The organism is Bacillus sp. UNCCL81, assembly GCF_900112535.1.
Lineage (GTDB): Bacteria > Bacillota > Bacilli > Bacillales > Bacillaceae_G > Gottfriedia > Gottfriedia luciferensis_B.
This window is the reverse complement of record NZ_FOMF01000003.1, coordinates 90,570-112,131: the sequence shown is the minus strand read 5'-3', so window position 1 is coordinate 112,131 and position 21,562 is coordinate 90,570. Positions and strand designations below refer to the sequence as shown.

Here is a 21,562-nt window from a genome sequence, read left to right as displayed (position 1 = left end):
TTTTTTATATTTAATCATAATTCATTTAATCTAGAATTTTGTCCAGCAAAAAGGATAATATAAATCCTTCTGTAATATTAATTAATAAAGAGGATTTCAAATAAAACTAGAATTTTGAAAGTTGGTGACTAACAGTGAATGATAAAACTGTAAAAGCAACTCCTTCTACTTCTCTTTCAAAAGAAGAGCTTCTTGAATTAGACCAAAAATATGTATGGCATCATATGTCGCCTCACAATCCAAATCCAATGGTTTTAGTATCCGGAAAAAATAGTACAGTCACTGATATTGATGGTAAAAATTATTTAGACGGGATGTCTGGATTATGGTGTGTGAATGTAGGATACGGTCGCGAGGAAATCGCCAAAGCTGCTGCTGAACAAATTCAAGCAATTCCCTATGTTCCAATGTCTCAAGGTAATGTTCCCTCTATCTTATTAGCTGAAAAGTTAAATGAATGGCTCGCTGGAGACTATCGTATTTTTTATTCTAATTCAGGATCCGATGCGAATGAAGTAGCTTTTAAGATCGCTAGACAATATCATCACCAAAATGGTGAGCCCCTGCGTTATAAATTTATTTCAAGATATCGAGCTTATCATGGTAATTCTATGGGTGCTTTAAGTGCTACTGGTCAAGCTAATCGCAAAGTTAAATATGAACCTCTTTCTTCAGGTTTTCAACATGTAGCACCACCTTATTGTTATCGATGTCCTTTCGGTAAAACGTATGGAGATTGTGGCATCCAATGTGCGAAAGCTATCGAGGATGTTATTAATTATGAAGGTGCTGAAACGATTGCTGGAATCATTATGGAGCCAGTGATTACAGGTGGAGGAGTAATTGTACCACCTGCCGAATACTTAACAAAAGTTCGAGAAATTTGTGATAAATTTGGTATTTTACTAATTGTTGACGAAGTAATCTGTGGGTTTGGCAGATCTGGAAAACAGTTTGGACACCAAAACTTCGGTATAAAACCTGATATCGTCACAATGGCTAAAGGAATGACGAGTGCCTATTCTCCTCTTTCAGCAACTGCAGTAAGAAGCGAACTATATGACGTATTTAAACAGCCTGGAGCAGATCATCATTTTCGTCATGTGAACACATTTGGAGGAAATCCTGCTTCATGTGCAGTTGCACTTAAAAACTTAGAAATAATTGAAAAAGAAAATTTAATTGAGCGTGCTAGCTTTTTAGGTGATGAGCTTCGTAAAAAATTAGACGGTTTACTAATTTATAAAAATGTTGGAGATATCCGCAGTTTTGGTTTTATTGCAGGAATTGAGCTTGTTGAAGATAAAAAGAGTAAAAAACCTGCTAGTCCAGAACTGGTATTAAAAGTAATAACTGAATGTAAGGCACAAGGATTAATAATCGGTCGAAATGGAGATACCGTCCCAGGCTATAATAATATTCTTACACTTTCTCCTCCATTTACAACAACTGATGAAGAGCTTGACTTTATCGTATCTACTTTAAACAAAGCATTTTCAAACCTATAATCGTACGAGGTGAAATTCTATGTCCACTCAAACAAATATTAAGGTATTAAAGAATTTTATTAATGGTGAATGGATTGATGCTTCACCAAATGCCAAAACAATCCCAGTTCCTAATCCTGCTACTGAAGAAATATTAGCATTTGTACCTCTCTCAACTAAATCAGATTTAGAAACCGCTGTAAAAGCAGCTAAAAAAGCTTTTATTTCATGGAGTAAAACCCCTGTTCCTAAAAGAGCAAGAGTACTATTTTCATATCAGCAATTGTTAGTTGAACATTGGGATGAACTTGCTAATTTAATAACGATTGAGAATGGCAAAAGCTATAATGAGGCATATGGGGAAGTTCAACGTGGAATAGAATGCGTAGAATTTGCTGCCGGGGCTCCAACTTTAATGATGGGAAAACAATTACCTGATATTGCTACAAATATTGAATCGGCAATGTATCGATATCCTGTTGGCGTAGTTGGAGGCATAACGCCTTTTAATTTTCCAATGATGGTACCTTGCTGGATGTTCCCATTAGCAATTGCATGCGGAAACACGTTTATCTTGAAGCCTTCAGAACGGACACCACTACTTGCAAATCGTTTAGCAGAACTCTTTACCGAAGCAGGTCTACCAAAGGGTGTGTTCAATATTGTTCACGGAGCACACGAAATTGTAAACGAATTACTTCAAAACAAGGATGTTCCAGCTATCTCATTTGTAGGTTCACAGCCAGTGGCGGAATATGTATATAAAACTGCATCTGCAAACGGTAAGCGTGTTCAAGCTTTAGCTGGTGCGAAAAATCATAGTATCGTTTTACAAGATGCAAACTTAGATGAATCGGTTAAACAAATCATTACAGCCGCATACGGTTCAGCAGGTGAACGATGTATGGCTTGCTCAGTGGTCGTAGCAGTTGGAGACATTGCAGATCCTTTAATAGAGAAATTAAAAATAGAAGCGGATAACATCACAATCGGAAATGGATTAGATGAAGATGTATTCCTAGGTCCTGTCATTCGCAAGGAACATCGTGAACGAACGGAACAATATATAGAATGTGGAATACAAGAAGGTGCGACATTATTACGAGATGGACGAAATGATTTAATACGAAAAGAAAAAGGCTACTTTATTGGACCTACGATTTTTGATAACGTGAACCCATCTATGAAAATCTGGAAAGAAGAAATTTTCGCACCAGTTCTATCAATCGTTAGAGTTGAAACATTAGAAGAAGCGATTGAGCTAACGAACAAGTCAGATTTTGGAAATGGAGCTTGTATCTTTACAGACAGTGCATCAAGTATTCGATACTTCCGAGAGAACATTGAAGTAGGAATGCTCGGAGTTAACATTGGCGTGCCCGCACCAATGGCTTTCTTTCCATTCTCTGGTTGGAAAAACTCGTTCTATGGTGACCTACACGCAAATGGTGCAGATGGGGTTGAATTCTATACAAGGAAAAAAATGATTACTAGTAGATTAGAGTAAATAAAAAAATTAGGCTTTTCCATTAGTTTAAGTGACTGACTAATGGGAAAGCCTTTTATATAGAAAAAATCGCATATCCCGTTAGTAGTTACGGATGAGATGCGATTTGTCATTCATTATTGGTTTTTGCCAGTAAGTATATCATCATTTAATGCGTGACGTTCTGTTTTGCTTGATCATTGCAGATTCGTTTAAAAGCTTACCAGGATTGCATCGTTTTTAATAAAAAGTAGCAAAACTAGCTAAAATTCAAATCATCTTTTAATAATCCGAGTGAAATTCATCTATTTTTTTAATGATTTAATCTTTTAGAACACTCGATTTCAATGTTAATTGTGATTTTACTATTTTTATTTGTGATTCACGGATTTTAATTGCGATTCGGCCTTTTTATTTGCGATTCTCGGATTTTAATTGCGTTCGTCAATTTTATTTGCGATTCAGAGATTTTAATTGCGATTCGCCATTTTTATTTGCGATTCTCGGATTTTAATTGCGTTCATCAATTTTATTTGCGATTCAGAGATTTTAATTGCGATTCGGCCTTTTTATTTGCGATTCACGAATTTTAATTGCGTTCGTCAATTTCATTTGCGATTCACCCATTTTATTTGCGATTCTCTAATTCTCAAAAATAAATCCCCAACTGCTTAACAATTAACGTTCCAAAATACTTCCGTGTATCAGCGTTCATTATATGAAGAGTAACAAACTTCTCCTCTTCATCTTGATTTTCAAAGTCAACATATGCACCGTCTAGCGTTTCTCGAACATTTTTAATCTGGTAGCCTTTCTTTATAAGGGAATCAATTTGATTTCTTTCAATTAAAAATTCCTTATAAGTTGACATTGATTACTTCTTCCCTTCGTTACTAATCTCTTCTATTAAACTAGTTTCACCATACTTCTTCCTCTTTAAGAACTGCCCACTACCTGCATTTCCTACGAATCGCTTTTCCCTTATGACAAATTCTCCACGAACTAATACACTCACTGGTTCACCTGTTACTTCCATTCCCTCGAATGCGTTATAGTCGACTGCCATATGGTGTGTTTCTGAAGAAATCGTTCGTTTACAATTCGGATCAAAAATCACTAAATCAGCATCTGAACCGACCGCTATTGTTCCTTTTTGGGGATATAAACCAAATAGCTTTGCACCTCTAGTAGAAGAGATATCAACGAATTGGTTTAATGAGATCCTGCCTTTTTTAACGCCTTCAGAGAATAATATACTTACTCGATCTTCAATCATCGGTCCTCCGTTAGGGATTTTTGAAAAATCGTCTCGACCTAGATCCTTTTGTCCTTTAAAGTCAAAAGAACATTGATCAGACCCTAACGTTTGTAGATTTCCATTTTTTAAAGCATTCCATAGCACATCTTGGTTCCATTTTTCGCGGAGAGGAGGAGACCAAACATATTTTGCTCCTTCAAAGTCAGGCTTTTCTAGCATAGACTGATCAAGCACTAAGTATTGTGGGCATGTTTCACCCCATATATCAATTCCATTATTTCGGGCTTCCGTTATTTTTTCAACCGCCTCTGCACAAGTAACATGAACGACATATAGTTGTGAATTTGCTAGGCCAGTTAATGTAGCCGCTCTACCAGTCGCTTCTCCCTCTACTTCTGGGGGACGTGTCAATGCATGGTAAATAGGTTCTACTTTTCCTTCAGCTAAAGCTTGATTGATTAAATAATCTACAACATCACCGTTTTCCGCATGCACCATTACTAGTGCCCCATATTCCTTTGCTGCTAATAGAGTACGATACAACGTCGCATCATCAGCTTGAAATACATTTTTATAAGCCATAAATACTTTAAATGATGTGATTCCCTCTTTTTCTATTACTCTAGGTAACTCTTTTAAAACATCATCATTTATTTCGCCAATCATAAGATGAAAGCTATAATCGATCACTGCTTTATTTTTGGATTTTTCATGCCATGTTTCGATTGCATTTTGGAGTGGTTCTCCTTTATTCGTTAAACAAAAATCAATAATGGTTGTTGTTCCCCCAAAAGCAGCCGCAATCGTTCCAGATTCAAAATCATCCTTTGTGACAGTTCCACCAAACGGCATATCTAAATGTGTATGCGGATCTACTCCACCTGGAAAAATATAATGACCTGAAGCATCAATAACTTCTGCATCTGTCCGATCGAAATTTAAACCAATTGCAGAAATTTTATCTTCTTCTATTAAAATATCAGCCTTATAAGTATCCGTTGCAGTGACAATTGTTCCATTTCGAATAATTTTCTTCATTTTCTTTTCCTTCCCCCCTTTAAAATTGAATATTGATTAGATCTTGCTAATGTCTTTAAAGCATGTTGGCGATCATTCCAAGTCATCGAAGGCTGTTTACTTGGGACTTCTACCATGTTAATTGCATCTTCCACCGGACAAACGATTTTGCATAAGTTACATCCTACGCAGTCTTCTTCTCGAACCTTTAAATACGACTTTCCATTTTCATCTACTGACATATCAATACATTGGTGTGATGTATCTTCACATGCAATATGGCATTTATTACAGTTAATACATTCATCCGTATCAATCCTAGCAACTACTTGGTAATTTAAATCTAAATTTCCCCAATCAGAATATTTATGAACGGCTTTACCTACTAGCTCCGTTACTGAAGAAAGACCTTTTTCATCTAAATAATTGTTTAGACCATCAATCATGTCTTCAACAATGCGAAATCCATGATGCATTGCTGCTGTACAAACTTGAACGCCAGTTGCTCCCATTAATAAAAACTCTACTGCATTTTGCCAATTCGATATTCCTCCAATACCGGAAATTGGGACGGATATTCGTGGATTACGTGCACATTCTGCCACCATATTTAATGCAATTGGTTTTACTGCAGGTCCACAATATCCACCATGTGCTCCCTTCCCGGCAACATGTGGAACCGTATTCCAAGAGTCTAAATCTACTCCCATTAAACTGTTGATGGTGTTAATCATACTAACTGCGTCAGCTCCACCTCGAACTGCCGCTTCAGCTGTTACAGTAATATCAGTAATGTTCGGAGTTAGTTTTACAATGACAGGTGTTTTCGCAACTTCCTTTACCCAAAAAGTTTGTTGCTCGACTAATTCAGGAACTTGACCGGATGCAGATCCCATTCCTCTTTCTGCCATTCCGTGTGGGCAGCCAAAGTTCAGTTCTAATCCGTCAACTCCAACATCTTCTACCCTTTTCACGATTTCGTGCCATTTATATTGTTGCGGTTCAACCATAAGTGATGCGATAATCGCTCGGTCTGGAAATCTTTTTTTCGTTTCATAAATTTCTTTTAAATTTACTTCAAGAGGTCGATCAGATATGAGTTCGATATTATTAAATCCCGCAACTCTTTGTCCGTTAAAATTAATCGCGGCAAATCGTGAGGATGTATTAATAATTGGTTCCCCTAATGTTTTCCAAACTGCCCCTCCCCAGCCAGCTTCAAACGCACGTTGTACTTGATACCCTGAGTTTGTTGGAGGAGCAGAAGCTAGCCAAAATGGGTTAGGTGACTGTATACCTGCAAGATTTATTCGTAGATCTGCCATGTAAGAAAACCTCCTTTTAATGATTTAGCTGTTTATGAATCGCATAAGCTACTTCTTTACCTTGCTGAGCTGCAGTCACTACCATCGCTTCACCTTGCCCTTTGCCAAAAATGACATCACCGCAAGCAAAAACTTTAGGATTAGATGTTTGAAATGAATCTTGGTTTATTTTCACAACGCCATCAGTGTGTTCTAATCCAAATTGTTCGATTAACTCTACATATCGAGTTTGCCCGATCGCTTTTATAACCCCATCAACCGGTATCGTGAAATTGGAATCTGGAATAAGTACAGGCCTGCGTCGACCGTCTTTTCCAACTTCACCTAGTTCTAATCGAACACACTCAAGTGCAATTACTTTTCCATTTTCACCAATTATTCGTATTGGTAATGTTAGCCATCGGAATTCCACTCCATCTTGCTTCGCAAAATCATATTCAAATTGATAAGCGCTCATTTCAGATTGCGTTCTACGGTATAAAATTTTGACATTACCAGCGCCTAATCGAATCGAACATGTTGCGGCATCAATTGCTGTATTGCCCGCTCCTATTACAGCAATATTTTTACCGATAAAACGATTTGATAACTCTCCCGTTTTTGTCTCTTTTACAAAATCAATCGCATCGTATACTCCGTCCAAATCCTCTCCTTCGATATCAAGCATCGGTACTTTCCCCATACCGATCGCTAGAACGACTAGGTCATAGTCTTTTAATAATTCCTCTGAAGAAATATCCGAACCGATTCTAGTGTTTGTATGAATTTTCACACCTAAGTTTTCGATTTGTTGAACTTCCCAGCTTGATATACTCTTTGGTAGCCGGAAAGAAACGATACCATATCGATTTAAACCTCCTGCATGATTTTCTGCTTCAAAAATTGTTACATCATAGCCTAATAAGGCAAGTTCACGAGCTGATGCTAAACCAGCTGGACCACTACCAACGATTGCAACTGTTTTTCCGTTCTTTTTTCCAGCCTTAAATAATTGTTGATTATTTTTTATCGCCCAATCAGTTGCATAACGCTGTAAATTACCAATCATAATCGGTTTAGTAGAGTGATTGAGTACACACGCACCTTCGCACAATTCTTCTGTAGGACAAACTCTGGCACAGCTCGCTCCAACAGGATTAGATGACATAATTGTTTTAGCTGATCCCTTTAAATTGCCTGAACCAATTTTCTTAATAAACGTAGGAATGTCAATCCCAGTTGGACAAGCTTTAATACATGGGGCATCATAGCAATAAAGGCATCGATGTGCTTCTTCAAATGCTTCCCTTTCAGATAAACCAGGATGTACTTCTTCAAAGTTCTTCGATAAATTCTCTAACGAAACTCTATTCACTAACAACACCCTCCTATTAGGCTACAAAGTTACTTTTTAAGAAAGCAGATTATACGATTTACCCAATGATTTTCTATCATTCATTCCATACAACAGTAAAAAATCAGCCGTTTTCAAGTAAGAATTAATTACTTACAATCTTTCTTAAAAAGGTAAAGCTTTTTCTAAAATTGAGGTATTTCAATATATGATTAAATAAATTAATTTAGACATGTTTATGTAAGGGTTGTCAGTGTTTAAACTAATGATTATGAAAGCTTTCTACTTAAAAGTTAAAGATAGTTATCCTTTTTGGTTTTAATTCCATTTTAGTTAGTTGTAATAGAAAAAATAAAAGCTCAAACCCTTATATTAGGTTTGAGCTTTTCAGAGTGTTGAAATATAAAATGATCAATAGGGAAAACGGACATTAAATGAACATTTATTTAATGATGAAATTTATCATTTTTTGAGGATCTACTAATAGTTTTAAAGAATTTGATCTAATTTTTAGAAAAACAAATTCAATTGATTAGTTTAATTAATGTTCGAAATGAATTGACCTACAAGGTGGTGAATATACAACAGTTAGGTTACTCTAAGTAAAGGCTATTTGATTAGTATTTATTGCAGACTTTTTTTGATGAACAAGTTGATTGGAACGAAGGGATGCTCGACTCCTATGGGATAAGCGGGAAGGCTAAAGACCCCGCAGGCTTGCCGAGGAGGCTCAAGAATCTCGCCCTATGGAAAGCGAGCATCCCGTAGTGGAAATCAACATCACACTACTCCTTTTGCGAAAATTTGGTAATTTAATTGACAAGGTTGCTTTTCAACAGCTTGAAAAGCTCAAACCCTTATATTAGGTTTGAGCTTTTTTACATCTTTTCAAATTTTATTCTTCACAAAAACAGTAAATCGTTTTCTATAAAAATAGATTAGCAAGACGATAATTAACAGTCCCAAAATGACTTTACCGAATAAAGTGAACTCTAGCACTTGATTAACAGAATACGATTCAAATAATATGACTGGTAACTTACCAAACAAACTAGCTAACATGAAGCTTGACCATGTGATTTTCCCAAAGGCTGCAAACAATGTAATCAAACTAGATGGAATAAAAGGAATAAAACGTAAAAATAGCACCCCGTAAAAAGCTTCTTTTCCTTCTAAGCTTAATAGCCTATTTAATCCTTTAAATTTTGTTGAATTACTAATAAATCTTTTTTGTAAACCCTTTCTATATAAAACGAATGATACGAATGTACCAACTAATTCACCTATGAAAGAGACTAAAAATCCACCAGTAAAACCGAATAATTTAATATTGATCGCTGTCAAAAACCAAGCTGGTATAATACCAACAATACTAATTAGAACATTAATTAGAATACTCAGGATGACAGCATAGTCTTTGTATGTATTTAAAAAATGTTCAATTGCCGAAAGTGTCATAATTTTCCCCCATTTTTTTAACCACTTAATTGTACAACATTTAGTATTAAAAAAGCTAAGGTTACAAAAATACATAAATCTTCCAAATTTAAAACCTATTTACTATTTTAGACATCGAAATTTTAAACATACTAACCAATTTAAATTTAATTTTTCAAACAAAAAAGATGATTTCGAATAGATCACGAAATCATCTTTTTAACTAATTTTATTCTTCTTCAGTTTGTCCTTGGAAAAATATAAATAAATATTTTACTAATTCTAAAACTGAAATTAAGGTTGCCGCTAAATACGTAAGAGCAGCAGCTCCTAAAACCTTATTTACACCTTTTCTGTCGGAATCGTGGATCATTCCTCCTGCTAGCATTAATTTCTTTGCTCGTGAACTTGCATTATATTCAACTGGTAAAGTGATCAGTTGAAAAGCTACTGCTACTGAGAATAGTAAAATCCCTACTCCAATTAAAGAAAATGCTTGAAGTAAAAATCCTGCTAGTAGTAGCAATGGAGCTGCTCCTGATGCAATGTTAGCGATAGGAAAAATTCGATGACGAAGTGTTAAGAAACCATATGAGGTATCATGCTGTATCGCATGACCTACTTCGTGTGCTGCGACTGATACAGATGCAATCGATCTTCCATAATATACTTCTTCTGATAAACGAACTGTTCTTGCCATAGGATCATAATGATCTGATAAGCGACCAGGTACTACTTCCACTGGTACGTTAGGTAAATTATTATTATTTAATATATATCTAGCTACTTCAGCTCCGGTTAACCCGCCTGATGCTGGCACTTCAGCCCAGTGATTAAAACTAGATTTCACTTTAAATTGTGCCCAAATCGATAATCCAAAGGCAATTAAAATAAGGAAATCCATAGGATGAAAAAACATTCACATTCTCTCCTTTTAAAGAATAAATGACAATAACGTCTGAATTAATTCTGATGTTTGTGACGTTAATTGACGGATAATATTTAGCTTTTGTTCTTCAGTTAAATTTTCTAGTAAATATTTTAATTGTGACAATTCATTCTGTAACTGATTCATATGAACAGTTACTTCCTCTGTTAGAGGCGCAATACTCTGATCTGGCATCATTGTTTTTTTCTTATCTAAAATATCTTTTATTTCTTGGAGTGGTAAGTGCATTGATTTGCATTGCTCAATAAATTTTAAAGTCTCTAAAGAAGCTTCATTATAAAAACGGTGACCAGACTCCGAACGCTCGGGTTCAAGTAATCCTAAGTTAGTATAATAATCAATTGTACGCTTAGACACTCCCACTTCTTTTGCTAATTCTCCAATTTTATAGACAATCCCAATGGTCTCACACTCCTTATATTTGTATTATATGTGAATTCGATAAAAACGTACAGTAAAACGTTCCGTTGTTCGAAAATGAGTTTATAAATTAAAGCTGAATATATTAAAATTTTCACATCTTAAATTACAGAATAGTAACAGAATTTATGGGAAAAATAGGATAAAATTACCACCTAGAAAAGAGGATACTAAATGATAGCGGACCGAGATCTAGATAAAAATGAAAAATCTCTTCGGGAATTGCTATTTAATAGTTCAGACTTCAAAACAAGCGATTTCAAAACTGGTGAGAGACATTATCGGTTATTTTATTTAGACACAATGATTGAAGATAAAACGGTACAAGACCACATTATCCGTCCTTTACTTAATAATACAAATGTCAATATACGAGAGGCCGTTTCAATTCTCGATTTTACTGAAACCGAGCTTCTTTCTGATGCAGCAAATGCGCTCATAGAAGGAAAAACAATTTTACAACTAAAGGGAGAATTAAAGCTTTATTTACTTAGAACAGAACTAGTTAAAGAACGCTCAATAAACTTTCCAATAAATGAACGTGTATTACGTGGATCACATAAAGCATTCAATGAAAATCTGAATACAAATCTAAATATTATACGAAATTTAATTGCCTCACCAGATTTAGTAATTAGGTATTTTCAAGTAGGCCGTCGAATGAACTCGAGAATAGCTATAATTTATTTGCAGTCTCTTGCAAACGATGTCGTTTTACAGGAGTTTGAACGTAGAATAGCTAATATCGATATCGATTACATTGAAGCACCAGGATATATTGAAGAACTTATACAAGACAAAAAATTTTCTCTTTTTCCAAAAATGCTCGTATCTGAAAGACCAGATCGAGTTATGTCTTATTTAATGGATGGGAAAATTGCTTTTTTAACAGATGGTGCGCCAGAGTGTGCAATCGTTCCTGTATCGTTCTGGGCTTTTTTTCAAAGTCCAGATGATTATCAGGTTGGCTGGTTATTTGGAAGTCTTTTAAGATTTCTAAGAATTTTTTGTTTTATTATTGCAATTAGTTTACCTGGTATTTATGTTGCACTTGTTACCTTTGATCCTAGGATTCTCCCATTAGAAATCGCACTGACACTTCAAAGTTCAATGCAGTACGTCGCTATGCCACCTATTTTAGAAGCAATCACGATGTTGGCCATTCTTGAGGTTTTAAAAGAGTCAACTGTACGTTTACCAAATCCCGTTGGTCAAACGATTGGTGTTGTCGGTGGTATTGTAATCGGAACGGTTGTTGTTCAATCAAATCTAATTTCAAACATGATGGTTGTTATTATAGCACTAACTGCGGTTGCTTCATTTATTATCCCTTCGTATGAAATGAGTAACACAGCACGATTATTAGCCTATCCTTTTATCATTATGGCATCACTTTTTGGCTTAATTGGATTGGAAATTTCATATTTGTTGGTTTTGGCACATTTATCTAGGATGAGTACATTTGGTATTCCGTACTTTTACAATTGGTTTAATGGCGATACGATAAAAGATACAATTTTCAGAGCACCGATTAGGTCCATGAAAAAACGACCACTGGAAAGCTTAGCAAAAGATGAAATTAGAATAAGTAATCCTAGGGGGGAGAATAAGTGATTCATTTAAAGAAGATTTCTATTAATCAACTTATTTGCCTTGTTATTTTGAATCAAGTAGGAGTCAGTATTTTATCAATGCCTTATAAAGAATCTTTAATATCAGGTTATGACTCATGGATGTCTATGATTATTGGGGGAATAATTGCTCAATTAGGGATCCTGATTGTCTACTTTCTTGGAAAAAGATATCCCGATCGCTCGTTCCAACAGTATATATCTTCAATAATTGGAAGACCATTAGGATTAATCATAAATTTACTATTTGCAGCATACTGTGCCCAATCGTGTTTAATGCTTATTGTTTCCTATACAGATGTCATAAATCGATGGTTGTTATTTGAAACACCTTGGTTTGTCCTTATAGGATTAATGGTCATCGTCTCTGGCTATATCGCTTCCTCAACACTACGCTCAATCGCAACCATAACACAGTCTATCATGAGCATGTTTCTAATCTGTTTTATGATTATATTTATTAGTGGTTTTGGTAATGGAGACTTTCGTCATTTTTTACCAGTTGGTACACATGGCATCGGTCCGATAATTAAAGGTGCGATTCCTGCATTTTGGACGTTTGCAGGATATGAGCTCCTTCTGTACGTATTTCCTTTTGTAAAATGTAAAAAAAAGAAGGATATCTTAATCGCTATGTCTATAGCAAACGGTGTAACGACTGCCTTTTACGTGCTTATCTCATTAATTGTGATATACAATTTTAGCGAAAATCAATTAAATCTCATTCACGAGCCGCTGGTATTTATTCTTCGTAAATTCAGATGGCCAGTCGTTCAAAGTCTAGATATTTTATTTATCGCAATCTGGTTATCAGTGACTATTGTGACAGCGTACATTTATTTATTTTTATCGGCTCGTTATTTAGCTTTTCTTGGTAAAAAAGAAATCCAAAACCATCCACTTTTAGTATGGTTGATCGCATTTGTTTGTTTTGCAGCTGGAATTTTCTTCTCAAACAGAAATTTCCTTTCCAGTTTTACCAAATTCCATAATACGTTAACCGTAATTATGATAATAGGTCTGCCTACATTGATTCTATTAATATCCTTTGTAAAAAAAGAGGTGGCAGGAAAATGAAAAAACCCTTAATATTACTACTTCTTTTACCATTATTGACAGGATGCTGGGACAGGTTGGACTTAAAAAAGCTACATTTAGTTGATGTAAATGGTTTTGACTTGAACGAAAAGACTAGTGAAGTCGAAGCATTTTTTCTCGTTACGAATCTTAAAAGCACTGGGCAAGGTTCAGGTGAGTCACATTCTGTGGTGAAGGAGCTTAAAGGGCCAACTTTAGCGGAGGCAATTGGTCAATGGGAATATACTGATCAATCTCCTTTCATAGGGATTAGTACTAGAGTCTATTTGTTAGGTAAAAATTTTGCCTCAGATGATGCTATAAATGAACTTGATTTTTTACTCAATGCACCTTATTCGTCTATTAACTCACCATTAATTGTTATTGATGGGGATTTTTCTAAAGTATTTAAACAGGCTTCAGATTCTAATCCAGATTTTTCAAGAGAGTTGAATGACTTTATTATCTCTATGGAAAAGAACAGAACGATACCAACTGTTTCAATGATGAATTTCATACAATCAAAGGATGATAAGTTGTCTGATTTAGCATTGCCGATGTTAACTCCTATCGATTCAAACTTGGAGTTAAGTGGTGCCATGTTATTTCGTAATGGAAAACCTACCGGAAAACAACTTGATAAAGATCAAATTAAACTGTTGATGCTAATGGAAGGCGGAAATAGAGGAAGACAGAGATTTACTGGTAATTTTTCTAACAAAAATGGTGAAAAATACGATCATAAAGATGTTGAAAAAAAAAATTATGGATTTACAGTAAAAAGAAATATATCAAAAATAACCGTCTCTAAAGGGGCAACCAAATTACCGAAAATTAAGATAAAAATATCATTGTTAGTTAGTGCTTTCGAGCTTGGTGATAAGGGACCTAAAATAAAGCCTAATTACGTCCAATTGGAAAAAGAACTTAATAAGCACTTTGAGAAACTCGCATTAAATACAATTAAGACGATGCAATCAGCAAATTCGGATGTTCTTGGCATTGGAAAGGAATTAAAAGCGTTCCATCCTAACACTTGGTCGTCTTTAAATTGGAGAAAAGACTATCCTCAAATGACAATTGAACCAAAATTTGATATTAAACTTATAAATTCGAATTAACTACAATCACCTTATTTTTATGTAATGCAGCAGCCAATTAGGTTGCTGCTTTATTTTCATTATAGTAAATTACTCTACTCCTCTTGCTTTATACCTAACTTGTCTTCTATCCGATTAATCCGATCATGCAAAAGTTTCCCTTTTACACTTGAATTAAAATAAGGATCATCCTGCCACCAATTTAACCCAATCTCCATCGCTTTATCGATGGAAGCGACAACAAGACGAATTTTAATTGTGAGTAATTCTACATCTGCTAAGGCGATTTTAATATCTCCTGCGATGACAATCCCTTTATCTAAAATTTTCTCTAAAATATCTAAAATATTAGTAGATTGTGCTGAATGTTGCATGTTTTCTCCTTTCTTACATTAAGTTCCCTAAAGGTCCTAAATCAATGTTTAAGTCTTTTCCTTCAAGTCCAAAAATGATTTTTAATTCTTCCATTTTTTCTTCTAAATTCAATAGAGCTGTACCAAGATTTTCAATTTGTTCTTCCGTAAGCGTACCACCCTCTACCCTTTTAATAGCTTGTCGCTCTACGAGTTGCCTTAGCAATTCCAAAATTGTAAGCACTAGTTGAGCTAGTCCTTGTTCAGCATCTTCTGGATTCAAATTAATTCTCTCGGCGGCTATCCCCCGATTTGCTGACATTCTTTAACCCCCTTTCATGAATCGATTCTACTGCTGTCACTAGTAAGCAAATATTTACATATACCAAATCAATATCTGCAATAGAAAGGATGAGATCACCTGTAATAACTACTCCTTTATCTAGAACTCCGTCTAAAATATCTAATAATGTGATGTTATCATTCTGACTGTTCATGTAATTTTAGAATCCAAACTAGCAAAATGATAGAATGGCCATGGCCCAGTAATCTCTACAATAATTCCCCTATCCTCATACTTTTGTGTAAATTCTTTTATTAGCAGTTCAAATTTCTTTCTGCCGTCTTTTAGGATTAGAGAAGTACTATTGTAGATCATATCAACATTTCTTCCTGTAGCATTTCGGCTCCAATTTACTCTTGTTTTATTGTAAACCGTTGAATTTACTAAGGTGTTTTCCAAGCTTTGAGATATTAAACGTAGTTCACTTTGTGCTTCATTTTCGAGTAGTTGTCCTTGCTTTTTCTTCATGAAGAATTGTTTCCCAGGAGATAATACTTTCAACTCATCCCTCATATTTTGGATTACTTTACTATGTCGCTCCAATACTTTAAAAAATTTCGTTTTATCATAGTACATCTTTACATTCCATTCCTCTTTTTCCTTTAATTGCTCAAAAAGAGAAAGGATATTAAGCTGCTCTTTCGATAAATCCTCTCTTAATTTTTCAATACTTGAATAGACCGTACAAAACTTAGAAGGAAGAAATAAATAGTTTTTAGAATAAGTCACAATTGTTTCATGATGATGAACTGCATGCTTGTGTACCCATTTTGGATTGTCCATTTTTTCTTTTAGAACTGACTCGGCAAATTCTTCCTCTCTTAAATAACAGAAAACTGCGGTTACTTTTTCAACAATTTCAAAACTAGTTTGATCTTGATCAATCCCCTTCACTTCATAAAAGGGTGAATCTTCTAGCTGATTTGTTGGTAGCAAACCATATAAATAAATGCTCACCGGCCTACCTCCCGTTCTTTCATTTTTGCGACTTGATATCGCAAAAGTAGTTCTTCTTCTTGTTGTTCATAAATGTCCTCCGAAATTTCTCCTAATTCATACATCATTTGTAAACGAACCAATTGTTGCTCTATCGTTTTCGAGTCAAATAATACGCGGTCAGCTTCCTCCTTTATTTTTTCTCCTAATAGAATGATTGATTTTAGTGGGAAGGCTAAAGCTTTAAAAATCATGACTGATCTCCTGCCGTTATCGTTAACTGAATAAAGTTATATGCTGGCCATGGCCCAGAGTATTTGAATTCTACTTTATCCTTCCATATTTCATAGAGTTCATTAACCTTTTCATCGAAGATTTCTTCTAGGTCGCGATCAATTAAAAAGGCCGAATTGAGAAGCATGGTTTCGTATATTGGAGGGTTTGATTTAGAGGCACTCGAAAGTGTAGAAAGAGGTAAATAAATCTCATTGTACAGATTGTGTTGCAGATTGTAGAAAAAGTCCTTCGTTTTTTCTCCAAGTTTAATCTTTTCGTAAAATGCAGCTTCTTTTTGCTGATTTACTTTCTCCTTAAGTTTTTGTATGTCATCATTCATTCGTATTTCTTCTTCTAACCACTCCTTACGCGCAATAACCTTTAAACCAACCTCAATTTTATTGTTTATTTTTTGAAAAATTGATTGCAGTTCATCATATAGTTTTTCTAGTAATAAATGAATCTCTTCTGTAGAGGTAAATACATTATTAAAACTCATTGGAATGACGGTTAACTGTTTCATAATTAAAGAAATTACACCTTGATGAGCGAGTAAATTTGCACGTGTTGGAAGGTAGTCCTGATCAGATACATCTGCAACAATCATAACAACATCTTTATATCGGATTGGGTAAAGTTTAATTTCTTTTCCTTCCCATTTTGTAAAACCAAATTCGTGATCGATATTCGTTTGAATGATACAAAAAGGATAAACACCTTCGCTCAATTCAATCTCCCTCCATTTGCAAACTGATAATTTTTACAATGAATTGTTTTGCTTGAGAGTATGTTTGAACTTTACCTGCTTGTTTGAGGTGAAACCAAAAAATATCTGTGCATAAGGTTTGAAACTGTTGATCATAAATTGAAATTGGAATATTATTTCGCTTTGTGATAGAGGCTAGTTTGATCGAGGTCCGAAGACTTTGAGGTTCAATCTTTCTACAATGATAACGAACAATTTGCACTAAATTAGCAATATAAAGACTCTCATTTTCCGATAATCCAGTTAGATGTGATAAGACTGAACACTCTGTTTCATGATTCATTTTTTCTAGCGGAATCGTAATTAATCGGTCAAGAAGTGCGTCTTGTGCTTCAAATACGCCAACATACTCCTGTGGATTGCTTATAAAAATTACTGAAAAGTTAGGATGCACGGGTAAAAAAGACTCTTTCCTTTTCATCCCAAAAAGTGGAATAACTCTTTCTTCCAAAATTGATAAAAAAAGAGTGTTTGTTTCTGGATGCGAACGAGTGAATTCATCATAAATCAATGTATATCCTTTTGTAGCAGCTTCTATAATAGGGCCGTTAACCCAAGTTTCTTTAATCGTTTCCTCCTTTTTGTAAACGGAATGAATATAGTTATCTATCACTTTTTTGTTTGTATAGCCATTAAAACTCCCAAGCAAATCCTTATTAGACATTTCATGATTTCCATGAATTAATAGATACGGTCTACCCATTTGTTTTGCAATATGAAGTGCAAGTGATGTTTTTCCAACACCAGCTGGTCCTGTAAGATGGACTGAAAATCCAGATTGTAAATAAGACAGTAACCGTTCTGTTAAGCTATGCAAATAAGGAGACAATATAAAGCTTTTTTCCATAGTTTTCCCCCTCACTCATGTAGAATTGCGCCTCTAGCCCGTAATGATTTTCTATGAAATGATACAATTTCTAATTCAGGACTAAGTAAAACATTATAAACTCCTACTAACTCATCTTTAGCGTGAGCTTTCATATATTCTTTTTCTTCAATTACCTCAACTGTAAGCTCCCACCCCCTGTCAGATTTATGAACGTGAGTAATTTTATGAACTGGTCGAATAAACTGCCCAAAAAAAGTTTTTACTACTTCTAGTATTTTAATAATTTCCATAATAGCCCCCTTGTCTAAAAAAGTAGACCAAAGCATAAAGCCTTGGCCCTACTTGCTTAAGCAACTTCCTCTTCTTCTTCCTCTTCCTCGTCTTTCAGCAATCCGACTGCTTCTGCATATCGTAACCAAGTATCAACACTAGCGATAACAACACGAGCTTCAATTGCTAAAAGCTCAATGCCGACAAGAGATACTCTTACAAATGCATCAATCACAACACCTTTATCAAGAATACGGTCGATTACTTCAGCTAGGCTGGAAGAATCTACACTTTTTTGAATGGAAGCCAACATATATCCCTCCTTTCCTATTAAAATAAGAAAGAAATGATAGAAAACGAGAATATAGCTTCCTTCTCGAACGATATCCTATCTCTTTCCCTCTATCCTATGGGACAAGCAAGTTGAGAGTGATAGACTTTATTCAAAATGAATCTATTATCCTATACTCCAATTTTTTCCAATTGAATGATAACTTTATAATTTGTGAAAATAGCGGAGCAAAAGCTGAATATAAATCTACGAACATTAAGAGTAAAAACAAAAACCATGAACAACAACTACTGTTCATGGTTTTCCAACTTTTGCTCAATATTTACTTAATTATTCTTCCCAATAGCGGCGAGCACCTGAGAATTCCTCGATATAACCAGGAGTATTTAACGGAATGATTTCAACACTTCTAGCAGCATTAGGAGCCTGAATCATTAAACCGTTACCGATATACATTGCAACGTGATGAACTGATCCAGTTCCATTGTTACTTGCAAAGAATAATAAGTCTCCAGGTTGGATTTCATCTTTCTTTACTTCCTTACCGTTCTTAGATTGAGGTCCTGAATCTCTTGGAATTGTAATACCATATGACTTAAATAAGCTATATGTAAATCCTGAGCAATCAAACCCAAATCCAGATACTCCAGCCCATAAGTAACGTAAACCAAGGAACTTCTTCGCTGTATTAATTAAATTTTCAGGCGTTGCCTTAGGAAATTGATTTTCATTTTGATAGACTGCCACATCTTCTTTTTTAATAAATTTATTTCCATCATCTGGTGTTGCAACCATTACAACGTCCCCAAAATCTTTAACGATAGGTAAGCGAGTATTAAAGCTAATTTCCATAAACTTATCATTTAATGCTTTCCCATCATAAAGCCATGCTGTTTGACTCGATACCATTATAAATGGGGTATTCTTATAATTCTCTAATCGGTCATCCGTAGTTAATTGTCTTTTCGGCATCCAACCAGGATAGCCTAAGGAGTTTCGTGGTGTAGGCTGACCATCTACAGCAACCTTTACCCAGTCACCTGACTCTTCTAAAATGGTTACTTTTGTACCGTATACTGCTTGAGTTTCAAGATAACTTGTTAGCCAACGACGAACTTCTGTATCTTCCATATTAGCTGACCATTGACGTGGATCAACAGGGTTACTTAAAGAAGGTGCATCAATATCTCTAACTTGGAATCTACCATTTGTTGTCCACTGAGTCGACACAGACACATCAACGTAGGCTGTCTCACCTGGAGTAAGTTCCTCTTGCGTTTTTGCTAAAGATTGGCTTGTCATTGTAGAAAGTAAAGTACCTGCAACACATAAACTTAAAATCAAATTTTTTGTCTTTTTCATCGTAAAGCTCCTCTCCTTATTTTAACGAAGACTTTTAGAGAATCCTCGGTGTAGCCCTAGGCCGGGTAGTGAAGATAAGTGCACTTCATCACCATTAAATTCAATTCCATCAAAATCCTGGATCTTTAACCAAAGTGGTGCATCCAAATCGATTTTTTGTATGTTCGGATGAGCAGTAGCAATATGTGCAGCCGCAAGTACTGAGACCGAAGTTTCCATCATACTTCCTATCATGCAAGGAATATTCGCTCTTTCAGCAATATCTGCAATTTGCAGCGCTCTTCTAATTCCTCCTGTTTTCATCAACTTAATATTTAGAAGATCAACTGCATCCTCTTTGATCAGACGCATTGCATCCTGGGGAGAAAAAAGACTTTCATCGGCCATGATTGGTGTTTTGACGTTTTGCTTTACAAATTTTAGTCCATCAATATCACCTGCTTGGACCGGTTGCTCAATAAGCTCGATTTTTGAATTCAACTGTTCTAATTCTTGGATAATGGAAACAGCTTGTCTTGGCGTCCATCCTTGGTTGGCATCTACTCGGAGAGTAATGTCGTTTCCGACCCTTTCACGGATGGCCATAATTCGTTCAATGTCTCTCGTCCAATCTTTTCCGACTTTGATTTTCAAAATAGAAAAGCCGTCCTTGATTATTTGCATCGCATCATGACTCATTTCATCCACTGTTCCTACACTGACGGTCATATCATTTTTTAATTGATTTGTCTTACCCCCAAGATATTGATAGAGTGGAAGATTAAGATGTTGGCATAATGCATCATACAGTGCGATTTCCATTGCCGCTTTTGCACTTGTATTTGCCACACAAGAGCGTTCAATTATTAAAGAGAGTTCATTAATATTTCGAATATCCCTTCCTAGTAGTAGTGGTGTAAGGACAGTCTTTAAAATCGCTTCAATACTTTCTTTTGATTCTCCTGTAATAGCTAAAGTTGGTGCTGCAGCTCCTACTCCGACAATCCCATCTTCTAGCTGGACATATACAAAGACGTTCTCTATTTCGGTAGCTGTCCTAAGAGCTGTTTTAAATGGCTTTTTTAAAGGGAAAACTTCTGTTTGCACTTGTATCGATTGAATAATCATCTTTTTTGTCCTTTCCGTTTAAGATTAAAATTTTTAGTAAGTTTCCGATTGTCACAATAATCTTGTATTAAATAAAAAATCCAGCTATTAGAAAGGGCCTTCCCTTTGCTAATAACTGGATTTCATCTACGAAAATAGATAAAGCAGCATTTAAGATTCAATTATTTGCTTGTATTTTATATGTGCATTTTTAAAGGCTACAGTCAATGCTTTTTGGGATGAACCAAAATACCTTGAACTAATTTCATCTATTACTCCATCCACATTTAACATCGATTGCCCTTCGAATAAATGCTTCACAAAGGATGAAGTTAAAGAAATAGTAGCTGAGCAATCAGCATCAACAATCAAATGACTTGTCCGATCGACTACCAGTCCAATAAAAAAAGCATTATATTTCTGCATAATCGGATTATTAGATGAAGTCTTTGCATCTCCGATAAGATAGATCGTATCTTTATTGTACAATTTATTTCCTCCCGCAAAACAGGTATTCCGTGCATAACTC

24 protein-coding genes are annotated in these 21,562 nt (G+C 35.2%); 5 read left to right on the top strand and 19 right to left on the bottom strand.

What is annotated here, in order from left to right; all coding sequences use genetic code 11:
- Positions 1–134: 134 nt before the first annotated feature.
- Positions 135–1,508, top strand: a complete 1,374-nt coding sequence (locus BM319_RS06430) for an aspartate aminotransferase family protein (RefSeq protein WP_091021851.1) — start codon at positions 135–137, stop codon at positions 1,506–1,508.
- A 19-nt stretch (positions 1,509–1,527) separates the two neighbouring features.
- The gene (locus BM319_RS06425) at positions 1,528–2,994 is read left to right on the top strand and encodes a CoA-acylating methylmalonate-semialdehyde dehydrogenase (RefSeq protein ID WP_091021849.1); all 1,467 of its coding nucleotides are present in this window, start codon (positions 1,528–1,530) and stop codon (positions 2,992–2,994) included.
- 628 nt (positions 2,995–3,622) lie between these two features.
- On the opposite strand, the gene BM319_RS06420 is transcribed toward BM319_RS06425, so the two are convergent.
- The 7 genes from BM319_RS06420 to BM319_RS06390 all read right to left on the bottom strand — a co-directional run bounded on the left by BM319_RS06420 (position 3,623) and on the right by BM319_RS06390 (position 10,688).
- A complete protein-coding gene (locus BM319_RS06420) occupies positions 3,623–3,844 on the bottom strand; it encodes a hypothetical protein (protein ID WP_091021847.1) in 222 nt (73 codons plus the stop codon).
- A 3-nt stretch (positions 3,845–3,847) separates the two neighbouring features.
- Positions 3,848–5,269 carry a dihydropyrimidinase gene (gene hydA, locus BM319_RS06415; protein ID WP_069033496.1) on the bottom strand — a complete coding sequence of 474 codons (1,422 nt, stop codon included), beginning with the start codon at positions 5,267–5,269 and terminating at the stop codon, positions 3,848–3,850.
- The gene (preA, locus tag BM319_RS06410) at positions 5,266–6,573 is read right to left on the bottom strand and encodes an NAD-dependent dihydropyrimidine dehydrogenase subunit PreA (RefSeq protein ID WP_069033495.1); all 1,308 of its coding nucleotides are present in this window, start codon (positions 6,571–6,573) and stop codon (positions 5,266–5,268) included. Before preA ends, hydA begins: the two co-directional genes overlap by 4 nt.
- 16 nt (positions 6,574–6,589) lie before the next feature.
- Positions 6,590–7,927, bottom strand: a complete 1,338-nt coding sequence (locus tag BM319_RS06405; protein ID WP_502686134.1) for an NAD(P)-dependent oxidoreductase — start codon at positions 7,925–7,927, stop codon at positions 6,590–6,592.
- Between the two features lie 867 nt (positions 7,928–8,794).
- Positions 8,795–9,364 (bottom strand): TVP38/TMEM64 family protein, encoded by a 570-nt coding sequence (locus BM319_RS06400; protein ID WP_175495574.1) that lies wholly within the window; start codon positions 9,362–9,364, stop codon positions 8,795–8,797.
- Between the two features lie 208 nt (positions 9,365–9,572).
- Entirely contained in the window at positions 9,573–10,262 is a 690-nt protein-coding gene (locus BM319_RS06395; protein WP_091021838.1) for a zinc metallopeptidase, read from the bottom strand.
- A 15-nt stretch (positions 10,263–10,277) separates the two neighbouring features.
- Positions 10,278–10,688 (bottom strand): MerR family transcriptional regulator, encoded by a 411-nt coding sequence (locus BM319_RS06390; RefSeq protein ID WP_069033491.1) that lies wholly within the window; start codon positions 10,686–10,688, stop codon positions 10,278–10,280.
- 198 nt (positions 10,689–10,886) lie between these two features.
- Between BM319_RS06390 and BM319_RS06385 the strand changes: the two genes are divergently transcribed.
- Genes BM319_RS06385 through BM319_RS06375 form a run of 3 tightly spaced genes read left to right on the top strand, consistent with a single transcriptional unit; the run spans position 10,887 to position 14,541 of the window.
- Positions 10,887–12,326 (top strand): spore germination protein, encoded by a 1,440-nt coding sequence (locus tag BM319_RS06385; RefSeq protein ID WP_091021836.1) that lies wholly within the window; start codon positions 10,887–10,889, stop codon positions 12,324–12,326.
- Positions 12,323–13,420, top strand: a complete 1,098-nt coding sequence (locus BM319_RS06380) for a GerAB/ArcD/ProY family transporter (protein ID WP_091021834.1) — start codon at positions 12,323–12,325, stop codon at positions 13,418–13,420. The genes BM319_RS06385 and BM319_RS06380 overlap by 4 nt, the downstream gene beginning before the upstream one ends.
- Positions 13,417–14,541, top strand: coding sequence for a Ger(x)C family spore germination protein (locus tag BM319_RS06375; RefSeq protein WP_091021832.1), 1,125 nt, complete (start codon positions 13,417–13,419; stop codon positions 14,539–14,541). The genes BM319_RS06380 and BM319_RS06375 overlap by 4 nt, the downstream gene beginning before the upstream one ends.
- 74 nt (positions 14,542–14,615) lie before the next feature.
- Here the strand turns inward: BM319_RS06375 and BM319_RS06370 are convergent, their stop codons facing one another.
- The 12 genes from BM319_RS06370 to BM319_RS06315 form a co-directional block, all read right to left on the bottom strand.
- Entirely contained in the window at positions 14,616–14,894 is a 279-nt protein-coding gene (locus BM319_RS06370) for a gas vesicle protein (RefSeq protein WP_069033487.1), read from the bottom strand.
- Between the two features lie 13 nt (positions 14,895–14,907).
- Positions 14,908–15,195, bottom strand: coding sequence for a gas vesicle protein K (locus tag BM319_RS06365; RefSeq protein WP_069033486.1), 288 nt, complete (start codon positions 15,193–15,195; stop codon positions 14,908–14,910).
- A complete protein-coding gene (locus BM319_RS06360; protein WP_084006849.1) occupies positions 15,158–15,370 on the bottom strand; it encodes a gas vesicle protein in 213 nt (70 codons plus the stop codon). The genes BM319_RS06365 and BM319_RS06360 overlap by 38 nt, the downstream gene beginning before the upstream one ends.
- Positions 15,367–16,173 carry a GvpL/GvpF family gas vesicle protein gene (locus BM319_RS06355; RefSeq protein WP_069033485.1) on the bottom strand — a complete coding sequence of 269 codons (807 nt, stop codon included), beginning with the start codon at positions 16,171–16,173 and terminating at the stop codon, positions 15,367–15,369. The genes BM319_RS06360 and BM319_RS06355 overlap by 4 nt, the downstream gene beginning before the upstream one ends.
- Entirely contained in the window at positions 16,170–16,406 is a 237-nt protein-coding gene (locus tag BM319_RS06350; protein ID WP_069033484.1) for a gas vesicle protein GvpG, read from the bottom strand. The genes BM319_RS06355 and BM319_RS06350 overlap by 4 nt, the downstream gene beginning before the upstream one ends.
- Positions 16,403–17,155: a GvpL/GvpF family gas vesicle protein gene (locus tag BM319_RS06345; protein ID WP_069033483.1), complete on the bottom strand. Its 753-nt coding sequence runs from the start codon at positions 17,153–17,155 to the stop codon at positions 16,403–16,405. The genes BM319_RS06350 and BM319_RS06345 overlap by 4 nt, the downstream gene beginning before the upstream one ends.
- Before the next feature lies 1 nt (position 17,156).
- Positions 17,157–18,041, bottom strand: a complete 885-nt coding sequence (gvpN, locus tag BM319_RS06340) for a gas vesicle protein GvpN (RefSeq protein WP_091021830.1) — start codon at positions 18,039–18,041, stop codon at positions 17,157–17,159.
- An 11-nt stretch (positions 18,042–18,052) separates the two neighbouring features.
- Positions 18,053–18,313, bottom strand: coding sequence for a gas vesicle protein GvpO (gvpO, locus tag BM319_RS06335; protein ID WP_091021827.1), 261 nt, complete (start codon positions 18,311–18,313; stop codon positions 18,053–18,055).
- 56 nt (positions 18,314–18,369) lie between these two features.
- On the bottom strand, positions 18,370–18,606 hold the full coding sequence (gvpJ, locus tag BM319_RS06330; RefSeq protein WP_069033480.1) for a gas vesicle protein GvpJ: 237 nt from the start codon (positions 18,604–18,606) through the stop codon (positions 18,370–18,372).
- Between the two features lie 309 nt (positions 18,607–18,915).
- A complete protein-coding gene (locus tag BM319_RS06325) occupies positions 18,916–19,947 on the bottom strand; it encodes a C40 family peptidase (RefSeq protein ID WP_091021825.1) in 1,032 nt (343 codons plus the stop codon).
- A gap of 21 nt (positions 19,948–19,968) precedes the next feature.
- Positions 19,969–21,054 carry a dipeptide epimerase gene (locus BM319_RS06320; RefSeq protein ID WP_091021822.1) on the bottom strand — a complete coding sequence of 362 codons (1,086 nt, stop codon included), beginning with the start codon at positions 21,052–21,054 and terminating at the stop codon, positions 19,969–19,971.
- Between the two features lie 150 nt (positions 21,055–21,204).
- The gene (locus tag BM319_RS06315; protein WP_069033477.1) at positions 21,205–21,522 is read right to left on the bottom strand and encodes a DUF3870 domain-containing protein; all 318 of its coding nucleotides are present in this window, start codon (positions 21,520–21,522) and stop codon (positions 21,205–21,207) included.
- Between the last annotated feature and the right edge of the window lie 40 nt (positions 21,523–21,562).